13 protein-coding genes are annotated in these 16495 nt (G+C 59.4%); 9 read left to right on the top strand and 4 right to left on the bottom strand.

Going from position 1 to position 16495, the window contains the following annotated elements; all coding sequences use genetic code 11:
• The first annotated feature begins 7 nt into the window (after positions 1–7).
• The 9 genes from treZ (at position 8) to RGM3321_RS17695 (ending at position 12470) form a co-directional block, all read left to right on the top strand.
• Positions 8–1822, top strand: coding sequence for a malto-oligosyltrehalose trehalohydrolase (gene treZ, locus RGM3321_RS17655; RefSeq protein ID WP_244394131.1), 1815 nt, complete (start codon positions 8–10; stop codon positions 1820–1822).
• On the top strand, positions 1812–3890 hold the full coding sequence (gene malQ / locus RGM3321_RS17660; RefSeq protein WP_244394132.1) for a 4-alpha-glucanotransferase: 2079 nt from the start codon (positions 1812–1814) through the stop codon (positions 3888–3890). Before treZ ends, malQ begins: the two co-directional genes overlap by 11 nt.
• A complete protein-coding gene (locus tag RGM3321_RS17665) occupies positions 3887–6670 on the top strand; it encodes a malto-oligosyltrehalose synthase (RefSeq protein WP_244394133.1) in 2784 nt (927 codons plus the stop codon). Before malQ ends, RGM3321_RS17665 begins: the two co-directional genes overlap by 4 nt.
• A 17-nt stretch (positions 6671–6687) precedes the next feature.
• The gene (locus RGM3321_RS17670) at positions 6688–7086 is read left to right on the top strand and encodes a DUF2934 domain-containing protein (protein WP_244394134.1); all 399 of its coding nucleotides are present in this window, start codon (positions 6688–6690) and stop codon (positions 7084–7086) included.
• Positions 7087–7244: 158 nt separating this feature from the next.
• Positions 7245–9428 (top strand): glycogen debranching protein GlgX, encoded by a 2184-nt coding sequence (gene glgX / locus RGM3321_RS17675; RefSeq protein ID WP_244394135.1) that lies wholly within the window; start codon positions 7245–7247, stop codon positions 9426–9428.
• Complete coding sequence (locus tag RGM3321_RS17680; RefSeq protein ID WP_244394136.1) at positions 9425–10438, top strand: acyl-CoA dehydrogenase; 1014 nt, start codon at positions 9425–9427, stop codon at positions 10436–10438. The genes glgX and RGM3321_RS17680 overlap by 4 nt, the downstream gene beginning before the upstream one ends.
• Before the next feature lie 13 nt (positions 10439–10451).
• Positions 10452–11225 carry a PIG-L family deacetylase gene (locus RGM3321_RS17685; protein ID WP_244394137.1) on the top strand — a complete coding sequence of 258 codons (774 nt, stop codon included), beginning with the start codon at positions 10452–10454 and terminating at the stop codon, positions 11223–11225.
• Positions 11222–11848: an SAM-dependent methyltransferase gene (locus RGM3321_RS17690; RefSeq protein ID WP_244394138.1), complete on the top strand. Its 627-nt coding sequence runs from the start codon at positions 11222–11224 to the stop codon at positions 11846–11848. The genes RGM3321_RS17685 and RGM3321_RS17690 overlap by 4 nt, the downstream gene beginning before the upstream one ends.
• Complete coding sequence (locus RGM3321_RS17695) at positions 11817–12470, top strand: glycosyltransferase (RefSeq protein ID WP_244394139.1); 654 nt, start codon at positions 11817–11819, stop codon at positions 12468–12470. The genes RGM3321_RS17690 and RGM3321_RS17695 overlap by 32 nt, the downstream gene beginning before the upstream one ends.
• Before the next feature lie 7 nt (positions 12471–12477).
• On the opposite strand, the gene RGM3321_RS17700 is transcribed toward RGM3321_RS17695, so the two are convergent.
• From RGM3321_RS17700 to pcaD, 4 genes are all read right to left on the bottom strand, one after another.
• Entirely contained in the window at positions 12478–13518 is a 1041-nt protein-coding gene (locus RGM3321_RS17700) for a dienelactone hydrolase (RefSeq protein ID WP_244394140.1), read from the bottom strand.
• 361 nt (positions 13519–13879) lie between these two features.
• Positions 13880–14488 (bottom strand): FMN-dependent NADH-azoreductase, encoded by a 609-nt coding sequence (locus RGM3321_RS17705; RefSeq protein ID WP_244394141.1) that lies wholly within the window; start codon positions 14486–14488, stop codon positions 13880–13882.
• 74 nt (positions 14489–14562) lie between these two features.
• Positions 14563–15522: a LysR substrate-binding domain-containing protein gene (locus RGM3321_RS17710; protein WP_058408159.1), complete on the bottom strand. Its 960-nt coding sequence runs from the start codon at positions 15520–15522 to the stop codon at positions 14563–14565.
• Between the two features lie 79 nt (positions 15523–15601).
• Entirely contained in the window at positions 15602–16393 is a 792-nt protein-coding gene (gene pcaD, locus RGM3321_RS17715) for a 3-oxoadipate enol-lactonase (protein WP_244394142.1), read from the bottom strand.
• Between the last annotated feature and the right edge of the window lie 102 nt (positions 16394–16495).

Raw genomic sequence — 16495 nt, forward strand, 5'->3', positions numbered from 1 at the left:
TCAACGGATGCCACTGCGTACAGACGATAACTGGCGCCACGGCGCCGTTTTGTTGGACACTGAACACACCCGGTTTGCCCTCTGGGCACCGGATGCCAACTACGTAAATGTCGAACTGCAGGATGGCCAGTCACTGGCCATGCTGCCCCAGTCGGAAGGCTGGTTCGTCCTTGAGGCCCGGTGCGAAGCGGGCACTCGATACCGCTTCAAAATCGACCATGAACCGGAAGTGCCTGACCCCGCGTCTCGCGCGCAGGTCGACGACGTTCATTCGCAAAGCATCGTTGTCGACCCTCTGGCCTATTCGTGGCAAAACACCTCATGGAACGGCCGACCGTGGCATGAGGCGGTAATCTATGAACTGCATGTAGGTGCGATGGGCGGCTATGCAGCGGTAGAAAAACACCTCCCGCGCCTCGCGCAAATGGGCATCACCGCGATTGAACTGATGCCACTTGCGCAGTTTCCCGGTGATCGCAACTGGGGCTACGACGGCGCTCTGCACTACGCTCCGCAATCGTCCTATGGCACTCCGGAACAGCTCAAGCACCTGATCGATACAGCTCACGGCCTTGGTCTGATGGTGATACTGGATGTGGTGTACAACCACTTCGGCCCGGACGGCAACTATCTGGGAAGTTACGCCAAGGAGTTTTTCCGCAGCGATCTGCATACCCCGTGGGGCGATGCCATCGATTTTCGCCGCCCGCAGGTGCGCGACTTCTTCGTCGACAATGCATTGATGTGGCTGCTGGAATACCGCATCGACGGCTTGCGCATGGACGCTGTGCATGCCATTCGCGACGAAACGTTCCTGCCAGAATTCGCAACTCGCGTACGCGGCCAGATCGAGCCCGGCAGGCACGTGTGGCTGAACCTTGAAAACGAGTTCAACCAGGCCGGTCTTCTGGAAAAAGGCTTCGATGCCCAATGGGACGACGACGGGCACAACACTCTGCACGTGCTGCTGACCGGTGAAACCGACGCCTATTATTCCGACTTCGCTCAGGAGCCTACGCAAAAGCTTGCGCGCCTGCTCAGCGAAGGGTTTGTCTATCAGGGCGAACAGACGCGGCATGGACACACGCGAGGCGAGCCCAGCGGCCACCTTGCGCCGACTGCCTTTGTGTTGTTCCTGCAGAACCATGACCAGATCGGCAACCGCGCACTCGGTGAACGTTTGCCGCAGCTGTGCACGCCTGCTGCGCTGAAGGCCGCAACCGCCCTGTTGCTGCTTTCGCCGATGATTCCGCTGATGTTCATGGGCGATGAGTGGGCGGCCAGCGAACCGTTTCTGTTCTTCACCAGCCACCATGGCGAACTGGCCGATGCAGTGCGCGAAGGACGTCGCAAGGAGTTTGCCGACTTTGCCGCGTTCGCCGACCCGGAAAAGCGCGAGCACATTCCCGACCCGAACGACATCAAGACATTCGAGGCGTCGCGTCCGGCGTTTTCCGCCATTGATCTTGAGACCGACAAAGGCCTGGATCACCGCAGCTGGGTCGACTTCTATACACAGTTGCTGGCTTTGCGGCATAAGGAAATCATGCCGCGCCTGGCCGGTGCGCGCTTCCTGAAAACCGATATTCTCGGCGACAAGGCAGTCAGTGCACGCTGGACGCTGGGCGATGGCAGCGAGCTGCGTATCGACCTTAACCTCAGCGAACAGAGTGTCGATGCCCCGGCGCAGAAAAATGCCCGGCAGATATTCTCCAGCGCGGCAAAATCGTCCGAACTTTCCCCGCAGGCGATCCTCAATCCTTACACGGCCATTGTCAGCCTGACAGCAAGTGATGTTCTGGAGGAACTGGATGAACAATGAGCAATTGGAGAGGCTTGCGACCGAGGCAGGGCTATCGGTGCATTGGGTCGATGCCAACGCTCGGCCGCAGACTGTCAGCCCTGATGTACTGCGCAAGGTTCTGGAAGCGCTGGGCTACCCTGCTGAAAACGGCGAGGCCATCGATGCCAGCCTGCTAAGCCTGCAAAACGCCAGCCACGGCAAAAGCGCACCGCCGCTGCTGACGGTCGACACGGACAGTAATCTGGATCTGTCCGAGTGGTTCGCGCCGCAAACGCCATTCACGCTGCACCTCGAAGATGGTTCATCGCTGGACGCCAGGCTCACCGCGTCCGGCGAACTTCCAGCGCTGGCACCGCCCGGCTATCAACAGCTGGAAATTGCCGGTCAACATCTGACCATCGCTGTCGCCCCTAAAACCTGTTTCAGCATGGCAATGGCCACCGATGCGCCGAAGCCACATGGCTGGGGTTTGACTGCTCAGCTCTACAGCCTGCGCCGCGAGGGCGATGGCGGTTTTGGCGATACTGAAGCACTGGAGAAGGTTGTTCGCGCTGCCGGAGAGCGCGGCGCCGATGCGCTGGGCATCAGCCCCATTCATGCAATGTTCGCCAATGATCCACACCGTTACAGCCCTTATTCGCCGTCCAGCCGGCTGTTTCTCAACAGCCTGTACGCATCGCCCGGTGCCATTCTGGGTGAACATGCATGGCGTCAGGCGATAGAAGATGCGCGCGTCGGCGACGAAATGAAGCAACTGGAAGCACAGCAGTTGATTGACTGGCCTGCTGCTGCCCAAGCCAAGTGGAAAGCGCTGCACAAGCTGTATGAAGGGTTCAGTGCGGGTGATCACCCCTTGCACGAAGACTTCAACAGCTTCCGCCACAGCGGTGGCGAGGCCCTGGAGAATCACTGCCGCTTCGAAGCGCTGTGTGCCGAATTCGAAACATTGAATATCGGCAACAACTGGCATGAATGGCCGAACGAGTTCAAAGACCCTCGCAGCGAAGCCGTTGCAGCATTTGCCGAAGCGCACAGCGAGCACATCAGTTTTCATGCATTCGCTCAATGGCTAATAGCCCGCGGCCTGGAGCGCGCGCAGTCTGCAGCGCGCAGCAGTGGCATGCGCATCGGCCTGATCGCTGACCTGGCTGTCGGTGCCGATGGTGCCGGAAGCCAGGCCTGGAGTCGTCAGGACGAGTTGCTGTCGGCCCTGACCGTTGGCGCACCACCCGACATTCTCAACCGCGCCGGACAGAGCTGGGGGATTTCGGCCTTTTCACCGGACGGCCTCAAACGTAATGGGTTTCGCGCGTTCATCGAAATGCTGCGTGCCAATTTCGCCCATGCTGGCGGCTTGCGTATCGATCACGTCATGGGCCTGCAACGGCTATGGGTCATCCCGCATGGATCGCCGCCCAGCGAAGGCGCTTATCTGAATTTTCCTCTGGATGACATGCTGCGCCTGCTGAGTCTGGAATCCTGGCGGCACAAGGCGATCGTGCTCGGTGAAGACTTGGGCACTGTGCCTGAAGGCCTCAGCGACAAACTCAGCGCCCGGGCGATTCTGGGCATGCGCGTACTGCTGTTCGAACAGAATAACGGTCAGTTCAAACCCATTCTTGATTGGTCGGACCAGGCACTGGCTACCACCAGCACTCACGATTTGCCGACACTGGCAGGCTGGCTCAGCGAGCTGGACATCGAGTGGAATGCACGGCTGGGTCACATTGACGAGCAGCATGAATCGCAGTGGCGTGAAGAACGCGGGCGCGAATGTGCAAGCCTGCGCCGAGCCCTGAGCCAGAACGTCGAAAGCCTGCCGTCAGACAGCGAAGACCCGGAACAGATCATCGACGCGAGCATCCGTTATCTGGGTCATACGCGCGCTCCGCTGGTGCTGCTGCCGATGGAAGATGCGCTGGGTGTCGAGGAGCAGGCCAACCTGCCCGGCACCATTGACAGCCACCCGAACTGGCGCAGACGCCTGCCCGGCGATGCAGCCTCCTTGCTTGATAACCCGAATGCTGCTCGACGACTGGAATTGCTCTCCCAATCCCGGCTGCAAGCTGCGGAGCGTGACCAATGACCCGTCCATTACAGCCTTTGCGCGCTACCCAGCGTTTGCAATTTCATAAAGATTTCACGCTCGACGATGCGGTGCCACTGGTGCCCTACTTCGCCAGTCTGGGGATCAGCCATGTCTATGCCTCGCCGCTGCTCAAGGCGCGTGCTGGCTCAATGCATGGTTACGACGTCGTCGACCCGACCGTCATCAATCCGGAACTGGGAGGCGAGCCTGCCCTGCTGCGCCTGGTGTCGGCCTTGCGCGAACACGGCATGGGGCTGATTCTCGACATCGTCTCCAACCACATGGCCGTCGGTGGTGCAGATAACCCCTGGTGGCTGGACCTGCTGGAATGGGGTCGTCGCAGCCCGTACGCCGAGTTCTTCGATATTCAGTGGAATTCGCCGGACCCGTTGCTGGAAGGCCAGCTACTGCTGCCATTTCTGAGCAGCGATTACGGCACTGTCCTGCAGGCAGGGGAAATCCCGCTGCGGTTCGACGCCGAGCACGGCTCGTTTTACATCGAGCACTACCAGCATCATTTCCCGATCTGCCCGCTGACTTATGATTCATTGCTACAGGCAGTCGAACACCCACAATTGAAGGAAATAGGCCAGCGCTTCACTGCGCTCGCTCAGTACCCGCAAGCCTACGAACGCGCACGTCAGGCGAGAACCGAACTGGCCGAGCTGGCGAAAGATCCGCAGGTGCTCAAAGGCATCGAGCAGATCCTTGCGCACTTCGACTCCAGCAAGCCGGAAGGCTTTCAGCGTCTGCATCAGTTGCTGGAACGTCAGCACTATCGTCTGGCCAGCTGGCGCACTGCCGGTGATGACATCAATTGGCGGCGCTTCTTCGACATCAACGAACTGGGCGGTTTGCGTGTCGAACGGCCGCAGGTATTTGAAGCCACCCACGGAAAGATATTTCAGTTGATTGCCGACGGACTGGTTGACGGGCTACGGATCGACCACATCGACGGGTTGGCCAACCCACGTGGTTATGGCCGCAAGCTGCATCGCAGGGTCAAGAGCCTGCTCAAGCTGCGCCCTGCCGAAGCGCAAATTGATCACCTGCCTATTTTCGTCGAGAAAATTCTGGGGCCGGATGAGCCATTGCGTGAAGACTGGAGCGTGGACGGTACGACCGGCTACGAGTTCATGAATCAGGTCTCCCTGTTGCAACACGACCCCAAGGGTGAGGAGCCACTTGGAGAGCTGTGGAGTCGACTGACAGAACGTACCGCTGACTTTGATCAGGAAGTGCTGGTAGCCCGGGATCTGGTCCTGCACGGCACGCTGGCAGGCGATTTCGAGAACGTCGCGCAGTCGTTGCTGCAAGTTGCACGCAGCGACCTGATGAGTCGTGACCTCACGCTGGGTGCCATTCGCCGGGCCTTGCTGGCGCTGGTAGTCAATTTCCCGATCTACCGCACTTATATTTCGGTTTGCGGCCGTTCGGCGGAAGACGACCGCTATTTTCAGCAGGCAATGGACGGCGCGCGCACCACTTTGAACGAAGGCGACTGGCCAGTGCTGGATTATCTGGCACGCTGGCTGGGTGGCGAAGCATGGCGAAAACTGCCACGCGGACCGCTGCGCAAGCTTTACAAGAATGCGTGTGTACGGTTTCAGCAACTCACCTCCCCGGTTGCCGCCAAGTCAGTCGAGGACACTTCGTTCTATCGCTCTGCAGTGTTGCTGTCGCGCAACGACGTAGGCTTTCATCCGCAGCATTTCAGTGCCCCGGTGGAAGACTTCCATAAGGTCTGTCTGGAGCGTCTGGAAAAATTCCCCGACAACTTGCTGACTACTGCGACGCATGATCACAAGCGTGGCGAGGATACACGTACACGCCTTGCTGTCTTGAGTGAGTGCGCGCCGTGGTACGCCGAACAGGTAGAGCGCTGGAGACAGCTGGCGGTGCCGCTGAAAGGCGAAGAACCGGCCATCAGTGCGGGTGACGAACTGATGCTCTATCAAGCGCTGCTAGGCAGTTGGCCGCTTAGCCTGGAGGGCGAAGATGCTCACCAGGCATACGCGCAACGCATGGTGCAGTGGCAGGAAAAAGCCCTTCGCGAAGCCAAGCTGCAAAGCAGCTGGAGCGCACCGAATCAGTCCTACGAAACGGCGTGCCGTGAATTTCTTGAACGCTTGCTATTGGCTCCTGAAGCGCTGGCGTTGCGTCAGTCACTGAGTGCAACGGCCAATCGTATCGCAACCGCCGGGGCACTCAACAGTCTGGCGCAAACCTTGCTACGCTTGAGCGTACCCGGTGTTCCCGATTTGTATCAGGGCACCGAGTTCTGGGATTTCAGCCTGGTGGATCCGGACAACCGGCGACCGGTCGATTACGCAGCCCGGCAAAAAACGCTGGCAGAAGATGCAAGCGCTGCTGACCTGCTCGATAACTGGCAGGATGGCCGCATCAAACAGGCGCTGATTGCGAAGGTTTTGAACCTGCGCGCCGAGTATCCAACGCTGTTCAGCGAGGGGCGTTATCAGCCTCTGGAAATAAAGGGTAGCCACGCCGAGCACGTGATGGCTTTTGCCCGGGAGACACAAGGAGTGCGCGCTATCATCGTAGTCCCACGCACAAGCAGTGAACTATTGGGTACTGCGCAAACTCCATTGATTAATGCTGCCAATTGGGGCGACACACGGATTATGCTTCCGTTTGCCGACTCTGGATCTGACTGGAAAGGACTCTTTTCCGACGGTGTCACAACACACGTTCGGGAGATACCGCTCAGTGCAGCGCTTGAAAGATTTTCCGTCAATTTGCTTATTCAAACTATGTAATAGCTGGGAGTCTCAAGATGAGTGCCGACGAAAAAAGAATTCGCGATTTTGCTTACCAGATCTGGGAGTCCGAGGGTAAGCCCTCTGGACACGACGAGCGTCATTGGGAAATGGCGCGCAAGCTTGCAGAAGCCGAAGCCCTGGCACCGAACAAGTCCAGCGTGCGCAAGTCGAGCAAGCCCAAGCTGCCTGAAGTAGACAGTGCCAAGGCGCCAGCCAAGGGCGCGGCCAAACCTGTGGCGAAGTCAGCACCAGCAGCAAAGCCAGCGGCCAAGCCCGCAGCTGAAGCCAAGCCCAAGCCAGCAGCCAAAGCGGCTCCCAAACCTGCTCCCAAAGCAAAGCCGGCTGCCGCTGCGCCAACTGATGCCCCAGCCAAGCCTGTTGCCAAGAAGCCACGCAAGCCGTCGAATTCTTGAAACTCTTCTGGCCGGGCGCCAGTCAATTGTTGCAGGTCTCGCTCTGATCGGAAATGAGGCCTGCGGCACTCCCACACTTTATCGTCAATATTGAAGCCCTCGCGGCTTCGATAGCGGCCTTGGCCGCTCAGAAAATCATTCGACGTCAGGAAGTCATCATGAATACGAAGTCCACTACACCGGCAGAAGATAATTCAGCCCCGCAAGACAACCCAGGCAGTACTCCGTCTCGCATTCGTGAAGGACTTCCCTTTCCTCTCGGCGCCAGCTGGGACGGCCTGGGTGTCAACTTTGCCCTGTTTTCAGCCAATGCCACCAAAGTAGAGTTGTGCCTGTTTGACTCGACCGGTGAAATCGAACTGGAACGCATCGAACTTCCGGAATACACCGATGAGACGTATCACGGTTATCTGCCAGATGCGCACCCGGGTCTGATCTATGGCTATCGCGTCTACGGCCCTTATGACCCCAAGAACGGTCATCGCTTCAACCACAACAAACTGCTGATCGACCCGTATGCCAAGCAACTGGTCGGCGAGTTGAAGTGGTCTGAAGCACTGTTCGGTTACACCATTGGTCATCCTGACGGCGACCTGAGCTTCGATGAACGTGACAGCGCGCCCTTTGTACCGAAAAGCAAAGTGATCGACGAGGCCTACACCTGGGGCCGCGATCAGCGCGTCGGTACGCCGTGGGACAAGACCATTTTTTATGAAACCCACGTGCGCGGCATCACCATGCGCCACCCGGAAGTTGCCGAAGAGCTGCGCGGCACGTTTGCCGGTCTGGGATCAGCTCCCGTTGTCGACCATATCCGCAAGCTGGGTGTGACCTCCGTCGAGCTGCTGCCGATCCACGCTTTCGTCAACGACCAGCATCTGCTGCAGAAAGGAATGACCAACTACTGGGGCTACAACAGTATTGCGTTCTTTGCGCCAGACCCGCGTTATCTGGCGAGCGGCAAGATTGCTGAATTCAAGGAAATGGTTGCGCACCTGCACCATGCCGGGCTGGAGGTCATCCTTGATGTGGTCTACAACCACACGGCCGAAGGCAACGAGCTAGGCCCTACCCTGTCCATGCGCGGCATCGACAACGCCTCCTATTACAGGCTGATGCCGGACGACAAGCGCTATTACATCAATGACTCGGGCACCGGCAACACCCTCGACCTGAGCCATCCGTGCGTATTGCAGATGGTCACCGACTCCCTGCGTTACTGGGCTTCGGAAATGCATGTCGACGGGTTCCGCTTCGACCTCGCAACCATTCTGGGTCGTTACCACGACGGTTTCGACGAACGCCACAGCTTCCTCGTCGCTTGCCGTCAGGACCCGGTGCTGCGTCAGGTCAAATTGGTTGCCGAGCCTTGGGACTGTGGCCCTGGTGGTTATCAGGTCGGCGGGTTCCCACCGGGCTGGATGGAATGGAACGACAAGTTCCGTGACACCGTACGTGCCTTCTGGAAAGGCGACGAAGGCCAGCTGGCTGACTTCGCGGCGCGCATGACTGCCTCCGGCAACATGTTCAACCAGCGCGGCCGGCGTCCGCAGGCGTCAGTGAACTTCATCACCGCGCACGACGGCTTCACGCTGCACGACCTGGTGTCGTACAACGACAAGCACAACGAAGCCAACGACGAAAACAACCAGGACGGCAGCAACAATAACGTGTCCTGGAACCACGGCGTTGAAGGCCCGACCGAAGACCCGGAAATCAACACCCTGCGTCTGCGTCAGATGCGTAATTTCTTCGCCACCTTGCTGTTGGCACAAGGTACGCCGATGATCGTCGCCGGTGACGAATTCGCCCGTACTCAGCACGGCAATAACAATGCCTACTGTCAGGACAGCGAAATTGGCTGGATCAACTGGGATCTGGACGAGGACGGCGCAGCGCTGCTCAAGTTCGTGACCCGCGTGATCAAGCTGCGCCAGACCTATCCGATCCTGCGCCGCAGCCGTTTCCTGGTGGGCGATTACAACGAAGAAATCGGCGTCAAGGACGTGACCTGGCTCGCTCCGGATGGCGATGAGATGAGTGTCGAGCAATGGCACGATGCCAATGGCCGTTGCCTGGGCATGTTGATGGATGGTCGCGCACAGGAAACCGGTATCCGTCGTCCAGGTGCCGACGCCACGCTGCTGCTGGTCGTCAACGCGCACCACGACGGGGTCAATTTCACCCTGCCGGAAGTGCCTGAAGGCACCCATTACGAGTGCCTGATCGACACCAATCAGGATGATGCCCGCAGCAAGGAGCACTTTGCGTTCGGTTCGCAATATACCGTCACGCCGCGCTCGCTGCTGCTGTTCGAACTGAAGCGCGAAGACCAGCAATGATCGATGCCTTGAGTGAGTTTCTCGACTGGCGCAAGCACGGTTATGCCGATACGCGTGCGCTGGGCGAGTGCTTGCAGGCATTGGTCAACGAAGGTCTGGATCAGCTCCCCTTGCCTGCCAGCGGTCAGACACTTGAGCGCTGGCGGGCGCTGGCCTGCATTGCAGGCCATGACCTGGGGTTGTGCAAGTTGTACGAGGGGCATACCGACGCCTTGGCGATCATGGTGGAACTGGGTGCCCCGCCCCCCGAACAATTCAGCACCTGGGGCATGTGGGCGGCAGAGCCGCCGCAGGCACGGGTGAATATCATCGGTACTGGCGATTCACTTCGTCTGAATGGCCGAAAAGCGTGGTGTTCCGGTGCTACGGCCTTGAGCCATGCATTGATTACCACATGGGATGAAGAGCATCGCCAGCAACTGGTGGCGGTGCGGCTCGACCAGCCCGGCGTGCATATGACCAGTGATGGCTGGCGCGCAATAGGCATGGGCGCCACCGGCAGCGTCGAAGTAGTCTTCGAGGACGCTACCGGGCTAGCGATCGGAGCGCCGGGCGGCTACCTGGAACGGCCCGGCTTCTGGCAGGGCGGCATCGGCATCGCGGCCTGTTGGTACGGTGCTTCACGCTCCATCGCTCAGCGTTTACTGGCACAGATCGGCAAACGCGAAGAGCCGCACGCTCTTGCGCACCTGGGTGCTGTGGATGTCGCGCTGCACGCAGCAATCGATGTACTGCGTGCCGCCGCTGCGCATCTGGATCAGGCCCCGGCTGAAAATGCCGAGGTGCTTGCAAGACGTTGCCGTGCCTACGTCGAGCAAGCTGCGGAGCTGGTCATTCAGCATGTGGGCCGCGCGGTAGGTGCCGGTCCTTACTGCAAGGACCCACATTTCGCTCGACTGATCACCGACCTGCCGGTTTTTCTGCGTCAGAGTCATGCCGAGCAAGACCTTGCTGCTCTGGGTCAATTGACGGGTAAACGGCTGCCAGCTTTACGCACGTGGTCACTATGAGAGCGTATCTATCATGAGCGAAGGCTTTGTAGTGAGCGACGACGAGTCTGGCCAGGGTACGCCTCTGGCTGCCTGGAACGCCTCCGGCAAGCTGCGCAGCGTACCTGCGATTACCGCAGACCTGCTGGTGCCGAACAATTGCAGGGCGGTCATCATCGCCCCGCACCCGGACGATGAAGTGTTGGCATGCGGCGGCTTGATGAGCCAGCTAGCGCAACTGGAACGAAATCTGCTGTTGATCTCGGTCACTGACGGCACCGCCAGCCATCCGGGCTCGACGCTCTGGCCTATCGAGCGACTGTCTGCAATCCGGCCCTGGGAAAGCGCCGAAGCCTTGAATCGTCTCGATATTCCCCTCGAGCGTCTTGAGTGGCTGCGCTGCGGCTTGCAGGATGGCGCCGTGGCCGAATCCGAAGATCAGCTGGCAGAGTTTCTTGAACGTCATCTGGGCCCTGCCGACGTAGTGTTCGCCACCTGGGCAGAAGATGGTCATGGCGACCACGAAGCCGTTGGCCGCGTCAGTGCAAGAGCCTGTGCGTCTACCGGGGCGCAGCTTTGCGAAGTACCGATCTGGGCCTGGCATTGGGCTGACCCTGAAGACGAGCGCCTGCCATGGGACCGCGCACGCAAGTTGCTGTTGGACCCGGCGACCCTTGCCCGTAAACGCAATGCCGCTCAGGCCTTCGCCAGTCAGTTACAGGGCGACCCGGACATCGGTCTTGCGCCCGTTCTGCCTGCCGCCGTCCTGGAAAGACTCCTGCAACCATTTGAAGTGGTATTCGTATGAGCGTCGAAGACCGCTATTTCGATGAGCTGTTTCGCAACAACGATGACCCTTGGGCCTTCAAGCAACGCTGGTATGAGCGGCGCAAGCGTGCGCTGACACTTGCGGCCCTGCCCCGTGAACGGTACCAGTCGATATTCGAGCCCGGATGCGCCAACGGCGAACTCAGTGCCGACCTTGCCGGGCGCTGTGACGCACTGGTGTGCTGCGACACGTCAAACCTGGCGGTGGAACTGGCACGCCAGCGTCTGGCAGGCATGCCGCATGTGCGCGTGTTGCAGGCCCGTTTGCCACAGCAGTGGCCGCAGGGACAATTTGATCTGATCGTCTTCAGCGAGCTGGGTTACTATCTGGACGTCGATGACCTGCACCGCCTGATCGACTGCGCTCTATCCTCGCTTTCACCCGATGGTCAGCTGCTCGCCTGTCACTGGCGCCCTGATATCGAAGGCTGCCCGCTGAACGCGCAGGCTGTACACGACATCCTTGCCGAACGCTTGACCATGCACCGTCTTTTCAGTCATCACGAACAGGATTTCCTGCTGGACCTGTGGAGTTGTGATGGAACCTCCGTAGCAGAACAGGAATTCTCCGATGATCGGCATTCTGATACCGGTGCACAATGAAGAGCAGCTACTCGATTTGTGCCTCGAAACGATAAAGCAGGCGGCTGAACACCCGGATCTCAAGGGTGAGCGAGTAGAGGTGCTGGTGGTTCTCGACAGTTGCACCGACAGCTCGGCAGACATCGCGCGAGCGCACGGCGTGATGGTCCTTGAGGTCTCGGCCCGCAACGTCGGGCAGGCACGCGCCGAAGGAGCAGCGTTTCTCCTCGACCGAGGTGCGCGCTGGCTGGCATGCACCGATGGCGACAGCACCGTTGCAAATGACTGGCTTGCCGAGCAACTGGCACTGGATGCCGATGCGGTATGCGGGACCGTCATGCCCGGCGATTGGAACAAGGATATCTCGGCGGCTGCGCAGGCGGCTTACCTCAAGCATTACCAGCACCGGGACGGCCATCGGCACATTCACGGTGCCAACCTGGGCGTGAGCTCAATTGCCTATATCAGCGCAGGCGGGTTTCCGGCACTGGCCTGCCACGAAGACGTGCATCTGGTTCGCCAGCTGGAGTTGATCGGCGCACGGATCGCCTGGAGTTGCCGCCCGCGGGTCACGACCAGTACCCGCCTGGACTCAAAAGCCAGAGGCGGGTTTGGCGACTATCTGAGTTCGCTGAACGCCTGAAAGGCGCTTATTCGTGATGCGCTGTCTGCATACCTGAATGATCAGGGTCGGCAGAATTGAGCGCCGCGCTGAAGAAGCGCACAGCTTCTGCGCTCAGGTTGCGGTGAATGTCTTCGCGGTCTACTCCGTCAGAGTCGTTGCACAGTAAAGGTGCGCTCGAGCGCTGTTCGTCACTGCACGGTGCCATAAAGACAAAGTGCCCTGCCCCCGCCAACAATTTATAGTCCGGTGCCTGCGGCAGTTTGCGCGCCAGCGCTTCGGCGTTGCGGTCGATAGCCAGCAACTGGTCGTCATCCCCGGCATACATCAGCACCGGTACATGCACGTCGCCCAGCGTGTGACGGCCAAACATCAGGCTCAACGGGGCCATCAACATCAGCGCACCGACCCTGGGGTCAGCCTGGGCATGCAAGTCATCGCGATCGGCGACCAACTCCCCTTGAGTCTTGCAGGCGTCACGGTCTGTGGGGCGTTCGAGGCAGTACTGGCGCAGGCGCTGTAGATCAGGCTGCGCGCCCGCAAGAATAAGCGCAGTTTCGCCACCGGCCGAATAGCCGATCACGCCCACCTGACGAGCATTGAGATAAGGGGCCAGCATGGGGTCGAGCAAGGCCGTGCTGATCGCTTCGGAAATCTGCAGCGGACGACCATACAGGTTACTCAGGCTGCCCAGCCGACTGTGATCACGATCATTGTCGCCAGGATGGACCACGGCAACCACCACAAACCCCTGGCGCGCCAGCGATGTGGCCAGATCATGCAACGCCAGCGGTGTACCAGTATTGCCATGGGACAGCAGCAGCAACGGGAACCGGCCCATTGCAATTGGCGCATCTTCGCCAGCCTCGACGCGATAGCCGTGCAGGGTACTCCACTGCTCGCTGACGGTCGACGGGTAAAAAGCGATGGCCTGCACCGGCTGTGAATCCAGCGGGTCGGGGAAACTCAGCTCGTGATAGCCCGCGCTCCAGGCGTCATCAGCCTGAGCGTGAACCGCAATCAGGCTGTCGAGCAAGCAAACCAGCATCACTGCACAAAGACGTACCATCGAAAGGCCCAACCTTTGCAAATCCGGAGGCTCGCCCGGATAGTCCATTCAGCGCTTGTGTCGAGCATCGTGCTCCAGCGCGCCGCTCTCACCCAGATGAGAGTGTGTAAAACAGAAATAGTGCACAAGCCGGGCCATAAACCGCCCGCTCTTTTCAGCAATCGTGAAAAGCACCACAAAACCGCAAACACAGTGCCGCGAAGATTCAGTTTAGTCCTTGAAGAGCCCGCTTACCTGTAAGGAAGCTGTCAAGGTTGAGTACGCTCAAAACCACGTGCATTTATGCGGCGCACAAAAAAACTCCACAACCCGGCGCACATTGCTTGCGCGGGTTGTGGAGTTTTGTTCAGGCCGTTGCCGATCAGGCGGCGAACAGCTCGCTCTCGATATGTTGCTGCGCGGCTGTCATGGCGTTGGCACGCGGTTCTTCACCGTAGGCAAGGCCGTGCGCACGCACAAATTGCAGGTCGGTGATACCGATGAAGGCGAACAGCGCCTTGAGCAGTTCTTCGTGGCCAGCGCCGGTTGGCTGCCCGACGTGCAGGCCACCGGAAGTGGAAACGATAATAACCTTCTTGCCGCCACACAGGCCTTCAGGGCCGGCTTCGGAATAACGGAAAGTGCGGCCGGCAACCATGATCCGGTCAAACCAGGCTTTCAGCTGGGACGGGATAGTGAAGTTGTACATCGGCGCACCGATCACCAGCACGTCGGCGGCAAGAAACTGCTGCAAGGTGGCTTCGTTAATGTCGACTTCCTGTTGCTGGGCCGCATCGCGGGCTTCTACAGGGGTGCCCGCTGCGGCAAGACTCGCAGCAGAGAAATGCCCGAGGGCTTCGCTGGCGAGGTCGCGGTAGGTTACCTGGCTGTCCGCATGCGCGCGCTGATAGGCCTGAACGACCTCATGAGTCAACTGACGCGAAGCGGAATGATCGCCGAGGATGCTGGAATCGAGGTGCAATAAATTCATAACGTAGCTCCTTAAAGAAAATCGCCACTTAGCGATGAAGTGGCGAGCATCCTATCCTTGATTGCAATAGATGATTAGTGGTCTTGAATGCGACTGTTCGTTCTATGAAGAGAACAATAAAGCGAGTCGGGGCTGAGGCTCAGCTCTTTAAAGGATGTCTCAAACACATCCAGCAGCCCTCTGACCGCTGGAAGCAGCCCACGGCGCGAAGCAAACACGGCATGCACGATGCCGCACTTTGGCCGATGCTGACTGAACAGCTCGACCAGACGTCCGTCCTGCAAGGCTTCGCGGACAATCAGTTCAGGCAGTTGCGCCACCCCAACGCCCTGCAGGGCGGCCTGCAGCATCATGTCCAGATCCGAGCTGATCAGCCTCGGCGTGTGGCGAATTTCAGCATAGTTGCCGGGAGTCGTTTCCAGCAGCCAGCGATGCTCATGGTTTGAAGACGGCGTGTCGAGACTGGGCAGTGTCGATAGCGCCTCGAGTGTAGGTGTTGCGGACAGCCTGGCAGCCAGATCAGGGCGTGCGACCAGACGTTGAGCGCTGTGCCCGAGCAGCTTGACCACCAGCCCGTCGTCTTCCAGCGGCGGGAAGCGCACACGCAACGCGATATCGATGTTCTCCGTCAGCGGGTCGACGCGGCGGTTGGTACTTTCGACCTGCACCTGAACTTTCGGATGATCGGCCGCGAACCGGGCAATGGTCTCGTTGAAGCCCATCGCCGCCAGTGCCGGAGGACAGCTGATCGCCACCCTGCCCTGCGGCTCGGATTTGGAACGCAGAATAGCCTCTTCGGCAGCCTCGGCTTCGACCAGCATTGCCACGCAGTGAGCATAGTAATCGCGCCCGCTCTCGGTCACGGCGAACGTGCGCGTCGAGCGGTGAATCAGTCGTACACCCAGGCGTTCTTCCAGCCCGGCAATACGACGGCTGAGCTTGGATTTGGGAATCCCCAGCTTGCGGCTTGCGGGCGCAAAGCCGAGGCATTCGACCACCTGGACGAAATAAAACAGATCATTGAGATCAAACACCCGGCCACCTCGCTTTCAGAGCCGCGAGTATGCAGCGCCATGGCAAGCCTCTCAATACCGGGTTTCAGATCACGCCAGCTCACTCGGCCGTCAGAAATGCCAGTACTGGCACCGTGAATCCCTCCCCGGCCTCGACACTGGACAGATGAGCCGCGTGCAATTCGATCATCTGCGAACCTTTAATGCGCTCGACCATGAATCGCCCGTCCGCCGGGGTGGTTACCGCATCTTCAGTGCCGCAGACGACCAATACCGGCAACTGAATGGAGGCAATGTGCTCACGGAAATCCGCATCACGCACGGCAGCGCAGTTAGCGGCGTAACCCTGCGGTGACGTACGGGCCAGCATACCGACAACTGTGTCGACCACAGCAGGCTCGGCGTTCGCAAATGAAGGCGTAAACCAGCGCGCGACAGAAGCATCACGCAACGCAACCATCGCTGACTGCCCGTCACGCAGAACGGTTTCAATGCGTGGGTTCCAGATATCGGGGTTGCCGATTCTGGCTGCCGTGTTGCACAGCACAACCTTGCGCAGGCGCTGCGGCGCATTGATGGCGAGCCACTGACCGATCAGGCCGCCCATGGACAAGCCACAGAAAAAAGCCGTGCCTATGTGCAGCGCATCCAGCAACGCCAATACGTCGCGACCATTCTGCTCGATGCTGTAACTGCCCTCGCTGACCAGCGATTTGCCATGCCCGCGCGTGTCGTAGCGCAACACCTGAAAATGACCAATGAGCGCGGGAATCTGGTTGTCCCACATATGCAGATCAGTGCCCAGCGAGTTGGACAACACCAGCACCGGCGCACCGGCCGGGCCTTCGAGCAGGTAGTTCAGTTCACCATCGGCGAGTTGCACGGCAGACATTCGAGACTCCGGAGAAGGACAAACCTGCACACTAATCAGTGTCGCAGCAGCATACAATCCGCTGATCGAATATCCGTGCGGCTATCGAACAGCTTACCGCTC

This window comes from Pseudomonas sp. RGM 3321 (genome assembly GCF_022836805.1).
Classification (GTDB): Bacteria; Pseudomonadota; Gammaproteobacteria; order Pseudomonadales; family Pseudomonadaceae; genus Aquipseudomonas.